Source organism: Escherichia sp. E4736 (genome assembly GCF_005781225.1).
Classification (GTDB): domain Bacteria; phylum Pseudomonadota; class Gammaproteobacteria; order Enterobacterales; family Enterobacteriaceae; genus Escherichia.
On record NZ_VATT01000018.1, the window covers coordinates 38,704 to 55,020 of the forward strand.

Annotated in this window: 20 protein-coding genes; 12 read left to right on the plus strand and 8 right to left on the minus strand. The window is 51.6% G+C overall.

The genetic code is table 11. The features are described 5' to 3' along the window. Nucleotides 1-2 precede the first annotated feature (2 nt). The 4 genes from secF to yajD all read left to right on the plus strand — a co-directional run bounded on the left by secF (nt 3) and on the right by yajD (nt 2,078). The gene (secF, locus tag FEK46_RS13885) at nt 3-974 is read left to right on the plus strand and encodes a protein translocase subunit SecF (RefSeq protein ID WP_130206230.1); all 972 of its coding nucleotides are present in this window, start codon (nt 3-5) and stop codon (nt 972-974) included. Nucleotides 975-1,126: 152 nt separating this feature from the next. Beyond that, a complete protein-coding gene (locus FEK46_RS13890) occupies nt 1,127-1,369 on the plus strand; it encodes a type II toxin-antitoxin system ParD family antitoxin (protein ID WP_001226938.1) in 243 nt (80 codons plus the stop codon). Continuing rightward, nucleotides 1,362-1,643, plus strand: coding sequence for a type II toxin-antitoxin system RelE/ParE family toxin (locus FEK46_RS13895; RefSeq protein ID WP_135409602.1), 282 nt, complete (start codon nt 1,362-1,364; stop codon nt 1,641-1,643). The genes FEK46_RS13890 and FEK46_RS13895 overlap by 8 nt, the downstream gene beginning before the upstream one ends. 87 nt (nt 1,644-1,730) lie before the next feature. Then, the gene (yajD, locus tag FEK46_RS13900) at nt 1,731-2,078 is read left to right on the plus strand and encodes an HNH nuclease YajD (protein ID WP_000974823.1); all 348 of its coding nucleotides are present in this window, start codon (nt 1,731-1,733) and stop codon (nt 2,076-2,078) included. Nucleotides 2,079-2,294: 216 nt separating this feature from the next. Here yajD and tsx read toward each other — a convergent pair whose 3' ends face one another. After that, a complete protein-coding gene (tsx, locus tag FEK46_RS13905) occupies nt 2,295-3,179 on the minus strand; it encodes a nucleoside-specific channel-forming protein Tsx (protein WP_116836751.1) in 885 nt (294 codons plus the stop codon). A gap of 297 nt (nt 3,180-3,476) precedes the next feature. After that, complete coding sequence (locus FEK46_RS13910; RefSeq protein WP_130206232.1) at nt 3,477-4,019, minus strand: DUF3251 domain-containing protein; 543 nt, start codon at nt 4,017-4,019, stop codon at nt 3,477-3,479. A 150-nt stretch (nt 4,020-4,169) separates the two neighbouring features. Between FEK46_RS13910 and nrdR the strand changes: the two genes are divergently transcribed. From nrdR to pgpA, 6 genes are all read left to right on the plus strand, one after another. Next, nucleotides 4,170-4,619: a transcriptional regulator NrdR gene (nrdR, locus tag FEK46_RS13915; protein ID WP_064527125.1), complete on the plus strand. Its 450-nt coding sequence runs from the start codon at nt 4,170-4,172 to the stop codon at nt 4,617-4,619. 3 nt (nt 4,620-4,622) lie between these two features. Next, on the plus strand, nt 4,623-5,726 hold the full coding sequence (gene ribD / locus FEK46_RS13920) for a bifunctional diaminohydroxyphosphoribosylaminopyrimidine deaminase/5-amino-6-(5-phosphoribosylamino)uracil reductase RibD (RefSeq protein WP_135560012.1): 1,104 nt from the start codon (nt 4,623-4,625) through the stop codon (nt 5,724-5,726). Between the two features lie 88 nt (nt 5,727-5,814). Next, nucleotides 5,815-6,285: a 6,7-dimethyl-8-ribityllumazine synthase gene (gene ribE, locus FEK46_RS13925; RefSeq protein WP_001021161.1), complete on the plus strand. Its 471-nt coding sequence runs from the start codon at nt 5,815-5,817 to the stop codon at nt 6,283-6,285. Between the two features lie 19 nt (nt 6,286-6,304). Next, the gene (nusB, locus tag FEK46_RS13930) at nt 6,305-6,724 is read left to right on the plus strand and encodes a transcription antitermination factor NusB (protein ID WP_000801121.1); all 420 of its coding nucleotides are present in this window, start codon (nt 6,305-6,307) and stop codon (nt 6,722-6,724) included. A 78-nt stretch (nt 6,725-6,802) separates the two neighbouring features. Continuing rightward, a complete protein-coding gene (gene thiL / locus FEK46_RS13935) occupies nt 6,803-7,780 on the plus strand; it encodes a thiamine-phosphate kinase (RefSeq protein WP_130260311.1) in 978 nt (325 codons plus the stop codon). Beyond that, nucleotides 7,758-8,276 carry a phosphatidylglycerophosphatase A gene (gene pgpA / locus FEK46_RS13940; RefSeq protein ID WP_130223239.1) on the plus strand — a complete coding sequence of 173 codons (519 nt, stop codon included), beginning with the start codon at nt 7,758-7,760 and terminating at the stop codon, nt 8,274-8,276. Before thiL ends, pgpA begins: the two co-directional genes overlap by 23 nt. Before the next feature lie 53 nt (nt 8,277-8,329). On the opposite strand, the gene yajO is transcribed toward pgpA, so the two are convergent. From yajO to xseB, 4 genes are read right to left on the minus strand one after another with little or no spacing between them, the layout of a single operon-like run. Further along, a complete protein-coding gene (gene yajO, locus FEK46_RS13945; RefSeq protein ID WP_135560011.1) occupies nt 8,330-9,304 on the minus strand; it encodes a 1-deoxyxylulose-5-phosphate synthase YajO in 975 nt (324 codons plus the stop codon). Between the two features lie 54 nt (nt 9,305-9,358). Continuing rightward, nucleotides 9,359-11,221: a 1-deoxy-D-xylulose-5-phosphate synthase gene (gene dxs / locus FEK46_RS13950; RefSeq protein WP_105477759.1), complete on the minus strand. Its 1,863-nt coding sequence runs from the start codon at nt 11,219-11,221 to the stop codon at nt 9,359-9,361. Between the two features lie 24 nt (nt 11,222-11,245). After that, entirely contained in the window at nt 11,246-12,145 is a 900-nt protein-coding gene (gene ispA / locus FEK46_RS13955; RefSeq protein WP_135560010.1) for a (2E,6E)-farnesyl diphosphate synthase, read from the minus strand. Further along, on the minus strand, nt 12,145-12,387 hold the full coding sequence (gene xseB / locus FEK46_RS13960; protein ID WP_001124935.1) for an exodeoxyribonuclease VII small subunit: 243 nt from the start codon (nt 12,385-12,387) through the stop codon (nt 12,145-12,147). The genes ispA and xseB overlap by 1 nt, the downstream gene beginning before the upstream one ends. Before the next feature lie 205 nt (nt 12,388-12,592). On the opposite strand from xseB, the gene thiI reads away from it, so the two are divergent. Continuing rightward, nucleotides 12,593-14,041, plus strand: a complete 1,449-nt coding sequence (gene thiI, locus FEK46_RS13965) for a tRNA uracil 4-sulfurtransferase ThiI (RefSeq protein ID WP_135560009.1) — start codon at nt 12,593-12,595, stop codon at nt 14,039-14,041. 53 nt (nt 14,042-14,094) lie between these two features. Here thiI and yajL read toward each other — a convergent pair whose 3' ends face one another. Both yajL and panE read right to left on the minus strand, forming a co-directional pair. Then, nucleotides 14,095-14,685 (minus strand): protein deglycase YajL, encoded by a 591-nt coding sequence (gene yajL, locus FEK46_RS13970; protein ID WP_001276309.1) that lies wholly within the window; start codon nt 14,683-14,685, stop codon nt 14,095-14,097. Then, nucleotides 14,648-15,559, minus strand: a complete 912-nt coding sequence (panE, locus tag FEK46_RS13975) for a 2-dehydropantoate 2-reductase (protein ID WP_130206244.1) — start codon at nt 15,557-15,559, stop codon at nt 14,648-14,650. The genes yajL and panE overlap by 38 nt, the downstream gene beginning before the upstream one ends. 167 nt (nt 15,560-15,726) lie before the next feature. Between panE and yajQ the strand changes: the two genes are divergently transcribed. Continuing rightward, complete coding sequence (gene yajQ / locus FEK46_RS13980; protein ID WP_001138904.1) at nt 15,727-16,218, plus strand: nucleotide binding protein YajQ; 492 nt, start codon at nt 15,727-15,729, stop codon at nt 16,216-16,218. Nucleotides 16,219-16,317 lie beyond the last annotated feature (99 nt).

Below are 16,317 nucleotides of genomic sequence, written 5' to 3' on the forward strand. Positions count from 1 at the left end.
ATGTGGCACAGGAATATACTGTTGAACAACTAAACCACGGCCGTAAAGTCTATGACTTTATGCGCTGGGACTACTGGGCTTTCGGAATCTCTGGTCTGCTGTTAATCGCCGCGATCGTCATTATGGGCGTGCGCGGTTTTAACTGGGGGCTGGATTTCACCGGTGGTACGGTTATTGAAATTACGCTCGAAAAACCGGCTGAAATTGATGTAATGCGTGATGCATTGCAGAAAGCGGGCTTTGAAGAGCCGATGCTGCAAAACTTCGGTAGCAGCCACGACATCATGGTCCGCATGCCGCCAGCTGAAGGCGAAACCGGTGGTCAGGTGCTGGGCAGCAAAGTTCTGAAGGTGATTAACGAAGCTACCAATCAGAACGCGGCGGTGAAGCGTATTGAGTTCGTCGGTCCGAGCGTAGGGGCAGACCTTGCGCAAACCGGTGCGATGGCGCTGATGGCGGCACTGCTGTCTATCCTTGTATATGTCGGTTTCCGCTTTGAGTGGCGACTGGCGGCAGGGGTAGTAATCGCGCTGGCGCACGACGTTATCATTACGCTGGGTATTTTGTCGTTATTCCATATCGAGATTGACCTGACCATTGTGGCATCGTTGATGTCGGTTATCGGTTACTCGCTTAACGACAGTATTGTGGTATCGGACCGTATTCGTGAAAACTTCCGCAAAATCCGTCGCGGTACGCCTTACGAAATCTTTAACGTGTCCTTGACCCAGACGCTGCACCGTACTTTGATCACATCCGGTACCACCTTGATGGTGATCCTGATGCTGTATCTCTTTGGTGGTCCGGTACTGGAAGGCTTCTCGCTGACCATGCTGATCGGTGTAACCATCGGTACGGCGTCTTCCATCTATGTAGCATCTGCGCTGGCCCTGAAACTGGGTATGAAGCGTGAGCATATGCTGCAACAGAAAGTGGAAAAAGAAGGGGCGGACCAGCCGTCAATTCTGCCGTAAGGGTGTTTTTAAATCCGTTCAGTTAAAAAACCGTGGCGTATTTACGCTGCGGTTTTTTTTCGATAGTTGCTTATTGTACTGAATACAGCTTTGGTTGTAGAAAGAGTTCTGACATATACTTTGTATTAATAGTTAATACGTGGAGATCGCTTATGCGCAAAATTACCTCAGTAAGCGTTGGCGAACAATTAGATAGTTTTATTACCCGGATGGTTCAGTCTGGTCGTTATGGCTCGGCCAGTGAAGTGATGCGTTCGGCGCTTCGTCTATTGGAACAACAAGAATCCAGGGATGAAGCTGTCAGAAATGCTGTTATTGAAGGTCTTGAGAGCGGTGAAAGTTCGATGACGCTTCGTGATATCGCGGCAGAAAGGAAGCAAAAACATCGTGTATAAGCTTAGCGGAAAAGCTGTTGAAGATTTCAGAGGGATCTATGACTACACGCTGGGAAAGTTTGGTGAGGAGCAGGCGGATCGCTATACCGACTCTCTCGGCATTTTTCTGGATACACTCTCTCAAATGCCCGAGATAGGGCAAGACTATGATGCGATTCCAGAGGTAAAGAAGATCGCATTCAGGTTTCACACTGTTTATTACATTATAAGAGTAGATGACATTCTCATTGCGCGTATTCTTCATCAGCAGATGGAACCTCGCCGTCACTGGTAATGTGAGAATTTCTTTACTCAGGATTGCGAAAATCCCCGCATCTTGGGAAACTGCGCGTAACCCTACATTTCATCCAGGTAACTTTTCATGGCTATCATCCCAAAAAACTATGCGCGGTTAGAAAGCGGCTATCGCGAAAAAGCATTAAAACTCTATCCGTGGGTCTGCGGTCGCTGTTCCCGCGAGTTTGTCTATTCCAACCTGCGTGAGCTAACTGTGCACCATATCGATCACGACCATACCAATAATCCGGAAGATGGTAGTAACTGGGAATTGCTTTGTCTCTATTGCCATGATCATGAGCATTCGAAATATACCGAAGCGGATCAGTATGGTACGACGGTTATCGCAGGGGAAGATGCGCAGAAAGATGTCGGTGAAGCGAAATACAACCCGTTTGCTGATTTAAAAGCGATGATGAATAAGAAGAAGTAATAAAAAATGCCGGATATAAAATCCGCTATTTGAGCTTTGTGACAAACGAAAAATTGCCTGATGCGCTACGCTTATCAGGTCTACGTAATCTCAGCAATGTATTGAATTTTCGTGCTTTTGTAGACCAGATAAGGCGTTTACTCCGCATCCGGCATGAACAAAGCGCACGTTGTCGACAATCTGAAATGCCGGGAATAAATCCCGGCATTTTCATAATCAGAAGTTGTAACCTACCACCAGGTAACCACCCCAGCCGGTAGAGCGAACGTTGAAGTTGCCGTTACCGAAGTTCAGCTCTGCATCATCGTTCCACTGACCACCGTCATGCCAGTAACGTGCAACGACAGAGTAGTGCCAGTGATCGTAGTTCAGCGCCAGAATATGGCTGGAAGCGATGGAGTTATTGCTGCGCGTCTTAATACCGTTGATTGCGTTACCGCTGTCATCACCCAGATCGGAACCCCAGTCGAAGTTGGTGAAGCCGATGTAGCTCAGCTGACCGCCCCACAGATCGGTAATCGGCACAAAGTATTTAATTTTGAAACGGTAACCGTCCCACTCGTTTTCGTTCGCTGCGCCGTAATTCTGCCACTGGTATTTCGCATACACGTTCATGGACAGGCTCATCGGCAGGCCAGTGTCGATGTCAGTACCCAGACCCATATACCAGGTGCTCTGGCGACCATCTTTGTTACGGCCCATGTCGTAAATGTAGTTGTTCGCGAAGTACCACTCTTTGAACGGACCGAAGCTAAGGTCAGTATTGGTCAGCTTATCGATGGAGAAACGCGGTTCGATTTCCATAAACAGCGGAGAACCGTGGTTCCAGATACCTTTGGCATCGGAGTTACCGCCGAAGAATACCGGCGCATCCGCGTAACCATAGAAATCGAACCAGTCTTTTTTAGCGAATGCTTCATACTCCAGGTAAGTATCGTTACGGATCTGCGGTCCGAAACGAGTGTGATAGCTACCAACTACGTTAACGCTCTGGTGCCACCAGTCGGAAAGGTACTGCGGTTTATCGTTTTCAGCTGCGTTGACAGTAAAAGACGAAGAGAGCGCCAGTACCGCACCGGCTGCCAGTAATGTTTTTTTCATATGTATGCCACTGTTTGAAAATCCCTTACGGGAGTGAAAAAGGCGCAAATTGCGTTTCTAAATATTTCCTATACAGAGGAGCCTATTATAAAAATCATTGCTCACAAAAATATGTTGTATTTCACAGTTCTATCATTTACGTAATCGATTGCGTTCACGAATACACATATTCGGGCGGGAATTGTACTGACTTTCACCCTTGTTGCAAACTTTTACTATCAATCTGGGTGATGTAAGCAGAGTAACAAAATGATGGGGGAGGATGTTGCGGGACGCACAAAATGCCCCGAAAAACGTTTACTGCATAACAGGTTGAATGTCGTGGATGCGTACAAAGCCTAACTGATCCACAGAAATGCCCTTTAACTGTAACGGAATGTCAACATCACTGGGCGCGAGGAGGCTGGCCGGCGCGTTAATCAATTGATTCTGCACATTGATTTCCTGAAAACTGTCGATTGTTCCCTGAATTTGCCCATATTCAACGGTTCCGCTGAAAGCGGGTAAGGGATCATTGGACTCACCCTGAATACGCAGCGTCAGAGTGGTGCCATCTGCAATTGGCGTAATATTCACCAGCGACATACGTAAAGTGCCAATTTGGCTTTCCAGCCGTGCCGGTGTATTTGCACCAGGCAACAGGTAAACCCCACTGCTGGATTTTGCGTTCAGCGTATTTTGCTGGGTGATTTTGACGGTTTCTTTGTTGAGCTGAGTCATCTCTTTATTCAACGTGTTGACGCTGTGTTTCATCTGGCGCACTTCGCTTTGCTGTACGCAGGCGCTCAGGCTGAACAGGCTTCCCAGCAGGAATAGTCGAAAACATACTTTAATGTTCATAGGTCGTCCCTTTCTCATCTCAATAAGTCTAATGGTAGAGGCTTAAAGCCGTGAAAGCATCGATCCTTTATCTCAAAAGCGTTGCGCCTTTGTTGTATCGTCAGTTCAGGGTAAAATAGATTTCTATTAACCACCTGGTCAGGACGCCGTATGCATTGCCCATTCTGTTTCGCCGTGGACACTAAGGTAATTGACTCTCGTCTCGTGAGCGAGGGCTCTTCCGTACGCCGCCGTCGGCAGTGTCTGGTGTGTAATGAACGTTTCACTACTTTTGAAGTTGCGGAACTGGTTATGCCGCGTGTCGTGAAAAGCAACGACGTGCGCGAACCGTTTAATGAAGAAAAATTGCGTAGCGGAATGCTGCGGGCGCTGGAAAAACGTCCGGTGAGTTCCGATGACGTCGAAATGGCGATCAACCATATTAAATCGCAACTCCGCGCCACCGGTGAGCGCGAAGTGCCGAGCAAAATGATTGGCAATCTGGTGATGGAGCAATTGAAAAAGCTCGATAAAGTCGCCTATATCCGTTTTGCCTCTGTCTATCGCAGTTTCGAAGATATCAAAGAATTTGGCGAAGAGATTGCGCGCCTGGAGGATTAAACCGTGCAGGACGAGTTATACATGGCGCGGGCGCTAAAGCTGGCGCAACGAGGGCGCTTCACCACTCACCCTAACCCGAATGTCGGTTGCGTCATTGTGAAAGATGGCGAAATTGTCGGTGAAGGTTACCATCACCGCGCGGGCGAACCGCATGCAGAGGTACACGCGTTGCGCATGGCAGGTGAAAAAGCCAAAGGCGCAACGGCGTATGTGACACTCGAACCTTGTAGTCATCATGGTCGTACGCCACCGTGTTGTGACGCATTAATTGCTGCTGGCGTGGCGCGCGTTGTGGCTGCGATGCAGGACCCTAATCCGCAGGTCGCTGGGCGTGGACTTTACCGTTTGCAACAAGCTGGCATTGACGTCAGCCACAGCCTGATGATGAGCGAAGCCGAGCAATTGAATAAAGGCTTCCTCAAGCGCATGCGCACCGGCTTTCCTTATATACAGTTGAAACTCGGCGCGTCGCTAGATGGCCGCACTGCGATGGCCAGCGGTGAAAGCCAGTGGATCACTTCACCTCAGGCTCGACTCGATGTACAACGACTGCGCGCGCAAAGTCATGCCATTTTAACCAGCAGCGCCACGGTGCTGGCGGACGATCCAGCCTTAACGGTGCGTTGGTCTGAACTGGATGAACACACTCAGGCGCTCTATCCGCAACAAAATCTCCGTCAGCCGGTACGTATTGTGATTGATAGCCAAAATCGCGTGACGCCGGAACACCGCATCGTGCAACAGCCGGGCGAAACTTGGTTCGCGCGTACGCAGGAAGATTCTCGTGAATGGCCGGAAACGGTGCGTACTTTGCTGATTCCAGAGCATAAAGGTCATCTGGATCTGGTTGTGCTGATGATGCAACTCGGCAAGCAACAGATTAACAGTATCTGGGTGGAAGCGGGGCCAACGCTCGCTGGCGCATTGCTACAGGCGGGTTTAGTCGATGAGCTGATTGTCTATATCGCACCTAAACTATTAGGCAGCGACGCCCGCGGATTATGTACGCTGCCGGGGCTTGAGAAATTAGCCGACGCGCCCCAATTTAAATTCAAAGAGATACGTCATGTAGGCCCGGATGTTTGCCTGCATTTAGTGGGTGCATGATCTCCCGGCTCGAAAGGGAAGCAGCGCACGAAATATTATGCTAAAATCCGCCCCCCTGCGGGGCCATACTCGAACCCGAAGGAAGAAAATGAACATTATTGAAGCTAACGTTGCTACCCCGGACGCTCGCGTCGCCATCACCATTGCGCGTTTCAACAACTTTATCAATGACAGCCTGCTGGAAGGTGCAATTGACGCACTGAAACGTATCGGTCAGGTAAAAGATGAAAACATTACCGTTGTTTGGGTGCCAGGTGCCTATGAGCTGCCGCTGGCGGCGGGTGCACTGGCTAAAACCGGTAAATACGACGCGGTGATTGCGCTGGGGACGGTTATTCGTGGTGGCACTGCCCACTTTGAATATGTCGCTGGTGGTGCAAGCAACGGCCTGGCGCATGTTGCCCAGGACAGCGAAATTCCGGTTGCTTTTGGGGTTTTGACCACTGAAAGCATTGAACAAGCGATCGAACGTGCTGGCACCAAAGCTGGTAACAAAGGTGCAGAAGCTGCACTGACCGCGCTTGAAATGATTAATGTATTGAAAGCCATCAAGGCCTGAAATTAGTAAGGGGAAATCCGTGAAACCTGCTGCTCGTCGCCGCGCTCGTGAGTGTGCCGTCCAGGCGCTCTACTCCTGGCAGTTGTCCCAGAACGACATCGCTGATGTTGAATACCAGTTCCTGGCTGAACAGGATGTAAAAGACGTTGACATCCTGTACTTCCGTGAGCTGCTGGCCGGGGTGGCGACTAACACCGCATACCTCGACGGACTGATGAAGCCATATCTGTCTCGCCTGCTGGAAGAGCTGGGCCAGGTAGAAAAAGCGGTACTGCGCATTGCGCTGTACGAGCTGTCTAAACGTAGCGATGTGCCGTACAAAGTGGCCATTAACGAAGCGATTGAACTGGCGAAATCGTTCGGCGCAGAAGACAGCCATAAGTTCGTCAATGGCGTACTGGATAAAGCAGCACCTGTGATTCGCCCTAACAAAAAGTGATATCCAGGCCGGCAGAGTAACGGAAAAACAGTTCCGCACTCGCCGGCCTTTTCTTTTTTACCTGCTGAGGCATAACGTATGGCATGTGGCGAGTTCTCCCTGATTGCCCGTTATTTTGACCGTGTAAGAAGCTCTCGTCTTGATGTCGAACTTGGCATTGGCGACGATTGCGCACTTCTCAATATCCCCGAGAAACAGACCCTGGCGATCAGCACTGATACGCTGGTGGCGGGCAACCATTTCCTCCCTGATATCGATCCTGCGGATCTGGCATATAAAGCACTGGCGGTAAACCTAAGCGATCTGGCAGCGATGGGCGCCGATCCGGCCTGGTTGACGCTGGCATTAACCTTACCGGACGTAGACGAATCGTGGCTTGAGTCCTTCAGCGACAGTTTGTTTGAGCTCCTCAATTATTACGATATGCAACTCATTGGCGGCGACACCACGCGTGGGCCATTATCAATGACGTTGGGTATCCACGGCTTTGTTCCGATGGGACGAGCCTTAACGCGCTCTGGGGCGAAACCGGGTGACTGGATTTATGTGACCGGTACACCGGGCGATAGCGCCGCCGGGCTGGCGATTTTGCAAAATCGTCTCCACGTGGCGGATGGCAAAGATGCTGACTACTTGGTCAAACGTCACCTCCGTCCGTCGCCGCGTATTTTACAGGGACAGGCATTGCGCGATCTGGCAAATTCAGCCATCGATCTCTCTGACGGTCTGATTTCCGATCTCGGGCATATCGTGAAAGCCAGCGACTGCGGCGCACGCATTGACCTGGCGTTGTTACCATTCTCTGACGCACTTTCACGTCATGTTGAACCGGAACAGGCGCTGCGCTGGGCGCTCTCTGGTGGCGAAGATTACGAGTTGTGTTTCACTGTGCCGGAACTGAACCGTGGTGCGTTGGATGTCGCTTTGGGACATCTGGGCGTACCATTTACCTGTATCGGGCAAATGACCGCCGATATAGAAGGGCTTTGTTTTATTCGTGACGGCGAACCTGTCACGTTAGACTGGAAAGGATATGACCATTTTGCCACGCCATAAAGATGTCGCGAAAAGTCGCCTGAAGATGAGTAATCCGTGGCATTTGCTTGCTGTCGGATTCGGAAGTGGATTAAGCCCGATTGTTCCTGGCACGATGGGATCGCTGGCGGCGATTCCGTTCTGGTATCTGATGACCTTTTTACCCTGGCAGCTTTATTCGCTGGTAGTCATGCTTGGGATCTGTATTGGCGTTTATCTTTGTCATCAGACCGCGAAAGATATGGGCGTGCACGATCATGGCAGCATTGTCTGGGACGAATTTATCGGCATGTGGATCACTCTGATGGCGCTGCCGACCAATGACTGGCAGTGGGTCGCCGCCGGGTTTGTGATTTTCCGTATTCTGGATATGTGGAAACCGTGGCCGATCCGCTGGTTTGATCGCAATGTACATGGCGGCATGGGGATCATGATCGACGATATTGTCGCCGGGGTGATTTCCGCAGGCATCCTGTACTTTATCGGTCATCACTGGCCGTTGGGTCTTCTGTCATAGTTTTGCACCAGAGCCTGATGTGACGCTTGTTGCGTCTTATCAGGCCTGCATACCTATTTAAATCCCACTATCGGATGCGGTTTATAGGGTGTCTCCAGTTCGGCAATCTGTTCCGGTTTCAACGTGATATCTACCGCGTTTAGTAGTTCATCAAGCTGTTCTTCCCGCGAAGTTCCGATAATCGGCGCGGCAATGCCCGGCTTACTCAACAACCAGGCCAACGCAACTTGTGCTCGTGTCGCACCAAGTTCTTCACTGACGCCCGTTAACCGCTCTGCGATCTGCGCGTCATTTTCATCGCTTTCTTTATAGAGATTTTTCCCAACCTCATCAGACACCAGCCGTGCAGTGGTTTCTCCCCACGGACGAGTCAGACGTCCCCGTGCCAGCGGGCTCCACGGAATCACCGCCACGCCCTCCTGATAACACAGCGGCAGCATCTCACGCTCTTCTTCGCGATAAATCAGATTGTAGTGATCCTGCATACTGACAAACTGCGCCCAGCCGTGCTGTTTTTGCAGTTCCAGCGCCTGAGCAAACTGCGAGGCGTGCATTGATGACGCGCCGATATAACGCGCTTTCCCGGCTTTTACCACGTCGTTCAGGGCTTCCAGCGTCTCTTCGATCGGCGTGTTGTAATCCCAGCGATGAATTTGCAGGATATCGACATAATCCATGCCGAGACGGCGCAGGCTGTCGTCGATAGAGCGCAAAATTTGCGCACGGGATAATCCTTCCGGTAAATCACCAACGCGATGGAACACTTTGGTGGCAACGACCACGTCTTCACGACGGGCGAAATCCCGCAGTGCGCGACCGACGATCTCTTCGCTGCTTCCATCGGAATAGCTATTGGCGGTATCAACGAAATTTATGCCGCCTTCCAGCGCGCGTTTAATGATGGGACGGCTGCTCTCTTCCGGCAGTGTCCATGCGTGATTACCGCGATCTGGCTCGCCAAAGGTCATACAGCCGAGGCAAAGTCGGGAAACGCGAAGGTCGGTTTTTCCTAAGGGGTTGTATTGCATGCTGCCACTCCTGCCATGAATAATTTCTTAAGCATAGCAGGAGTGGAGTAGGGATTATGCCAGCCAGGCCTTGATTTTGGCTTCCATACCGGCGGCATCGAGGCCGAGTTCGGTGCGCATTTCTTCCTGCGTTCCTTGCGGAATAAAGAAGTCAGGCAGGCCAATGTTCAGCACGGGTACTGGTTTACGATGGGCCATTAGCACTTCGTTCACGCCGCTGCCTGCACCACCCATAATGGCGTTTTCTTCAACGGTAACCAGCGCCTCATGGCTGGCGGCCATTTCCAGAATTAACGCTTCATCAAGCGGCTTCACAAAACGCATATCGACCAGCGTAGCGTTCAGCGATTCGGCGACTTTCGCCGCTTCTGGCATCAGCGTACCAAAGTTAAGGATCGCCAGTTTCTCGCCACGACGCTTCACAATGCCTTTGCCAATTGGCAGTTTTTCCAGTGGCGTCAGCTCCACGCCGACCGCGTTGCCGCGCGGGTAGCGCACCGCTGACGGGCCATCGTTATAGTGATAGCCGGTATAGAGCATCTGGCGACATTCGTTTTCATCGCTCGGGGTCATAATGACCATTTCCGGTATGCAGCGCAGGTAAGAGAGATCAAAAGCACCCTGATGGGTTTGACCGTCAGCACCAACAATGCCCGCACGGTCGATGGCGAACAGGACCGGAAGCTTTTGAATTGCCACGTCATGCAGCACCTGATCATAGGCGCGTTGCAGGAAGGTGGAGTAGATCGCGACAATGGGTTTGTATCCACCAATCGCCAGACCCGCAGCAAAGGTCACTGCGTGTTGCTCGGCAATCGCCACGTCGAAGTAGCGATCCGGGAATTTACGTGAAAACTCGACCATGCCGGAGCCTTCACGCATCGCCGGAGTAATCGCCATCAGCTTGTTGTCTTTCGCTGCCGTTTCGCACAGCCAGTCGCCAAAGATTTTTGAATAGCTTGGCAGGCCGCCGCTACTTTTCGGCAAACAACCGCTGGAGGGATCAAATTTAGGCACGGCGTGGAAAGTGATTGGGTCTTTCTCTGCCGGTTCATAACCACGACCTTTTTTGGTCATGATATGCAGGAACTGCGGGCCTTTCAGGTCGCGCATGTTCTTAAGTGTGGTGATAAGCCCCAGCACATCGTGACCGTCAACCGGGCCGATGTAGTTAAAGCCCAGCTCTTCAAACAATGTGCCAGGCACTACCATGCCTTTAATATGTTCTTCGGTACGTTTGAGTAGCTCTTTAATTGGCGGCACGCCAGAGAAAACTTTTTTCCCGCCTTCGCGCAGCGAAGAGTAAAGCTTACCGGAAAGCAGCTGCGCCAGATGGTTGTTGAGCGCGCCAACATTTTCGGAAATCGACATTTCATTGTCGTTGAGGACCACCAGCATATCAGGACGGATATCGCCCGCGTGATTCATCGCTTCAAACGCCATGCCAGCGGTAATCGCGCCATCGCCAATGACACAGACGGTGCGGCGATTTTTGCCTTCTTTCTCGGCAGCAACCGCAATACCAATTCCGGCACTGATGGAGGTTGATGAATGCCCGACGCTTAATACGTCATATTCGCTTTCGCCGCGCCACGGGAACGGATGCAGGCCACCTTTCTGACGGATGGTGCCGATTTTGTCGCGGCGTCCGGTCAAAATTTTATGCGGATAAGCCTGATGCCCCACATCCCAAATCAATTGGTCAAACGGGGTGTTGTAGACATAGTGCAGCGCCACGGTCAGTTCGACCGTGCCCAGCCCGGAGGCGAAGTGCCCGCTGGAACGGCTCACGCTGTCGAGTAAATAGCGGCGCAGTTCGTCGCAGAGTTTCGGTAAACTCTCTTTTGGCAACAGTCGTAACTCCTGGGTGGAGTCGACCAGTGCCAGGGTCGGGTATTTGGCAATATCAAAACTCATCAGGGGCCTATTAATACTTATTGTTTATTTATTACGCTGGATGATGTAGTCCGCTAGCGCTTCCAGTGCCGAGGTATCGAGTGACTGTTCAGCCAGTTGTTTCAGCGACTGACGGGCATCGTCGATCAGATCCCGGGCTTTCTTCTGGGCTTGCTCAAGACCCAGAAGTGCAGGGTAGGTACTTTTACCAAGTTGCTGGTCGGCACCCTGGCGTTTTCCCAACGTTGCAGTATCTCCCACCACATCCAGGATGTCATCCTGAACCTGGAAGGCAAGGCCGATGCTCTCTGCGTACTTGTCGAGTACTGGCAGAGCACGACGTCCTTTATCTCCGGCGCTTAATGCACCAAGGCGAACGGCGGCGCGAATCAATGCGCCGGTTTTATGACGGTGAATACGCTCGAGTGCATCCAGAGGTACGTGTTTGCCTTCTGCATCTAAATCTAATGCCTGACCACCGCACATTCCGGCAATACCGCTGGCGCTCGCCAGTTCAGAAATCATCGAAATTCTGTCGCGGTCCGACACTTCCGGCATATCGGCATCGCTTAAAATCGAGAACGCCAGCGTTTGTAAAGCGTCGCCAGCGAGAATCGCGTTCGCTTCGCCAAACTTCACATGACAGGTCGGCAAGCCGCGACGCAGATCGTCATCATCCATTGCCGGTAAATCATCATGAATTAATGAGTAAGCGTGGATACACTCTACGGCGGCGGCGGGTGCGTCCAGAGTATTCAGACTTACGCCGAGCATTTGACCGGTGGCATAAACCAGGAAAGGTCGCAGGCGCTTACCACCTAATAATGCGCCATACTGCATGGTTTCTACCACGGGAGTGTTCTGAAAGGGCAGTGGGGCGATAAAACGGCTCAGCGCCTGGTTGGCCTGCTTAACGCAGGCTTCGAGTTGCTGCGGAAAGTCCATTACTCATTGTCCGGTGTAAAAGGGGTTAGAGAGGCGTCTTCGTTGTCAGACAGCAGAATTTGTACGCGCTGTTCGGCTTGTTGTAATTTGGCCTGCCCCTGACGTGCCAGCTGCACGCCGCGTTCGAACTCGTTCAGCGCCTCTTCCAGCGGCAGGTCGCCACTTTCCAGACGGGTTACAATCTGTTCCAGCTCGCTCAGCGCCTTTTCAAAGCTGGCGGGCGCCTCATTTTTCTTCGGCATAATGAATGTCTGACTCTCAATATTTTTCGCCCCGTCATGGTAACGGACTCAGGGCAAATAGCAAATAACGCGCAATGGTAAGGTGATGTGCGCAGCAAAGCGATGTTAGTGGTATACTTCCGCGCCTGGATGCAGCCGCAGGTGTGGGCTGCTGTATTTTTCCCTATACAAGTCGCTTAAGACTTGCCAACGAACCATTGCCGCCATGAAGTTTATCATTAAATTGTTCCCGGAAATCACCATCAAAAGCCAATCTGTGCGCTTGCGCTTTATAAAAATCCTTACCGGGAACATTCGTAACGTTTTAAAGCACTATGATGAGACGCTCGCTGTCGTCCGCCACTGGGATAACATCGAAGTTCGCGCGAAAGATGAAAACCAGCGTCTGGCCATTCGCGACGCCCTGACCCGTATTCCGGGTATCCACCATATTCTCGAAGTTGAAGACGTGCCGTTTACCGACATGCACGATATTTTCGAGAAAGCGTTGGTTCAGTATCGCGATCAGTTGGAAGGCAAAACCTTCTGCGTGCGCGTGAAGCGCCGCGGTAAGCATGATTTTAGTTCGATTGATGTGGAACGTTACGTCGGCGGCGGTTTAAATCAGCATATTGAATCCGCGCGCGTGAAGCTGACCAATCCGGAAGTGACTGTCCATCTGGAAGTGGAAGACGATCGTCTCCTGCTGATCAAAGGTCGCTACGAAGGTATTGGTGGTTTCCCGATCGGCACCCAGGAAGATGTACTGTCGCTCATTTCCGGCGGTTTCGACTCCGGTGTATCCAGCTATATGTTGATGCGTCGCGGCTGCCGCGTGCATTACTGCTTCTTTAACCTCGGCGGCGCGGCGCATGAAATCGGCGTTCGCCAGGTAGCGCATTATCTGTGGAACCGCTTTGGCAGCTCCCACCGCGTGCGATTTGTCGCCATCAACTTTGAGCCAGTGGTCGGTGAGATCCTGGAAAAAGTTGACGACGGTCAGATGGGCGTCGTGCTGAAACGCATGATGGTCCGTGCCGCGTCTAAAGTGGCTGAACGTTACGGCGTACAGGCGCTGGTCACCGGTGAAGCGCTCGGCCAGGTGTCCAGCCAGACGCTGACCAACCTGCGCCTGATTGATAACGTCTCCGATACGCTGATCCTGCGTCCGCTGATCTCTTACGACAAAGAGCACATCATCAACCTGGCTCGCCAGATTGGCACCGAAGACTTTGCCCGTACTATGCCGGAATATTGCGGCGTGATCTCCAAAAGCCCGACGGTGAAAGCGGTTAAATCGAAGATTGAAGCGGAAGAAGAGAAGTTCGACTTCAGCATTCTCGATAAAGTGGTTGAGGAAGCGAATAACGTTGATATCCGCGAAATCGCCCAGCAAACCGAGCAGGAAGTGGTGGAAGTGGAAACCGTCAATGGCTTCGGTCCGAACGACGTGATCCTCGATATCCGTTCTATCGATGAACAGGAAGATAAGCCGCTGAAAGTTGAAGGGATTGATGTGGTTTCTCTGCCGTTCTATAAACTGAGCACCAAATTTGGCGATCTCGACCAGAACAAAACCTGGCTGCTGTGGTGTGAGCGCGGGGTGATGAGCCGCTTGCAGGCGCTCTATCTGCGCGAGCAGGGCTTTAAGAATGTGAAGGTATATCGCCCGTAATTTGTGGTTTTTACGTCGCATCTGGTCAGATGCGACGTTTGCCGCATCCGACACTACTCGTAATAATTATAAATCCCTGCCGCCATCACCAGTTGTGATGCCACTTCATGGGCTTTTTCACGTCCAACCAGCAAGTCAATAATTTTCAGACCAAAGTCGATAGCTGTACCCGGCCCCTGGCTGGTCAGCAATTTTACTCGTGCATCCCAGACGACGCGCTTGTCCTGCCATTGTTCGGCGGGAATTTTATCTTTCAGCGTCGGGAAGCCGGTCATATTGCCAATCGGGAAGATATCGTGCGGCACCAGCACGGTGGCTGGCGCGGCGCAAATAGCCGCGACGATACGCCCGGAACGGTGGAACTGTTTAACAGTTTCAACCAGCAGAGTGCTATCGCGAAAACATTCCGCGCCTTTAATGCCACCAGGCAGCACAATCACGTCATATTCGCCATCGGCAACTTCGACCAGCGGCGCATCCGCCAGCAGCTTCACGCCGCGCGAGCAGGTAATTGCCAGGTTGCCATCGCTGGCGACGCTGGCAGTGGTGACTTTGATCCCGCCGCGAACCAGCAGATCGATAGTGGTGACGGCTTCAGTCTCTTCACTACCAGGGGCGAGGCAAACCAGTGCCGATGCGCTCATATTCACTCTCCTTTCTTTTTACCATTTCAAACAGGCGGGTGTTTTCCGGTACGGCAATCCCATGCGCGCGGGCGCGACGTAAGAGAAAACCATTGATATAGTCGATTTCAGTGTGGCGCAGCGCGTGGATATCCTGCAACATCGACGAGATATTTTCCGCTGTGGCATCAATCACCTGCATCACGTAATCACGCAAATCTTCTGCTGAAGTATGATGCCCTTCGCGTTCAATCACGGCCGCGACTTCTTCGCATATCTGCATAATTTCTTGCGGATGATGACGTAATTCACCGTTCGGGCAATTCCAGATGGCGGTTAGTGGATTAATCACACAGTTGACTGCCAGCTTGCGCCACAGCTCGGCGCGAATATTGTTATGCCAGGCAACGTCAGGTAATACGGTTTGTAAAATATCCGCCAGATAACTGTAATCGCCGTCCTGTTGCCGTGCCGGACCAATATGCGTGATACCGTTTGCCACATGAATAATGACATTTCCGTCGCGGCGCGCCGCATGGGTGGTAGTGCCCATCAGTAACGGCTGCTCAATGCTTTGCAACTCTTCGATGGTACCCATGCCGTTGTGAATTAACAGTATTGGCGTGGTTACAGGCAGTGTGGACGCGAGGCTTTTGACGGCATCGGAAACCTGCCATGCTTTCAGCGTCACCAGTAACAGATCGCTGGTGGCCAGAAAATCGGGATCGTTAGCGGTCAGAGACTCGTTAAATATCGAACCGTCAGTCTCAACCAGATTCACGCTACAATAAGGTTGCGGTACGCGCAGCCAGCCCTGAACTTCGTGACCCTGTTTGCAAAGTGCTGTAAGCCATAATTGCCCTAAGGCACCGCATCCCAATACGGTAATTTTCATTGTTCCTCCTCACCCGCAACCACTCCGGGTGTTCAATAAGGCTATCCCTTAATTGTGCATGCTGTTGCGACTATGCACAATTAAGGGATACGTCCTGGTGCAGGACTGTTGGTTATTTAACTTTGCAGGTATTATGCTTCGCATCAAAAATTAAGGGAGAGGAAAAGATGCCATCTTTCGATATTGTTTCTGAAGTTGATCTTCAGGAAGCGCGTAACGCGGTCGATAACGCGAGCCGCGAAGTGGAGTCCCGTTTTGACTTCCGTAACGTTGAAGCCTCATTTGAGCTGAACGACGCCAGCAAAACCATCAAAGTGTTGAGCGAGTCCGATTTCCAGGTCAATCAGTTGCTGGATATTCTGCGTGCCAAGCTGCTGAAGCGCGGCATTGAAGGCAGTTCGCTGGATGTACCGGAAAATATCGTTCATAGCGGTAAAACTTGGTTTGTGGAAGCAAAACTGAAGCAGGGTATTGAGAGCGCGACCCAGAAGAAAATCGTCAAGATGATCAAAGACAGCAAACTGAAAGTGCAGGCGCAAATTCAGGGCGATGAGATCCGCGTAACGGGTAAATCTCGTGATGATTTGCAGGCTGTCATGGCGATGGTACGCGGTGGCGATCTCGGTCAGCCGTTCCAGTTCAAAAACTTCCGCGATTAATCGCGACAACATGCGCTTTGTTCATGTCAGATGCGGCATGAACGCCTGATTCGGCCTACAAAGGTTTGTAACTCAGAAGCTTTGTAGGCCTGATAAGCG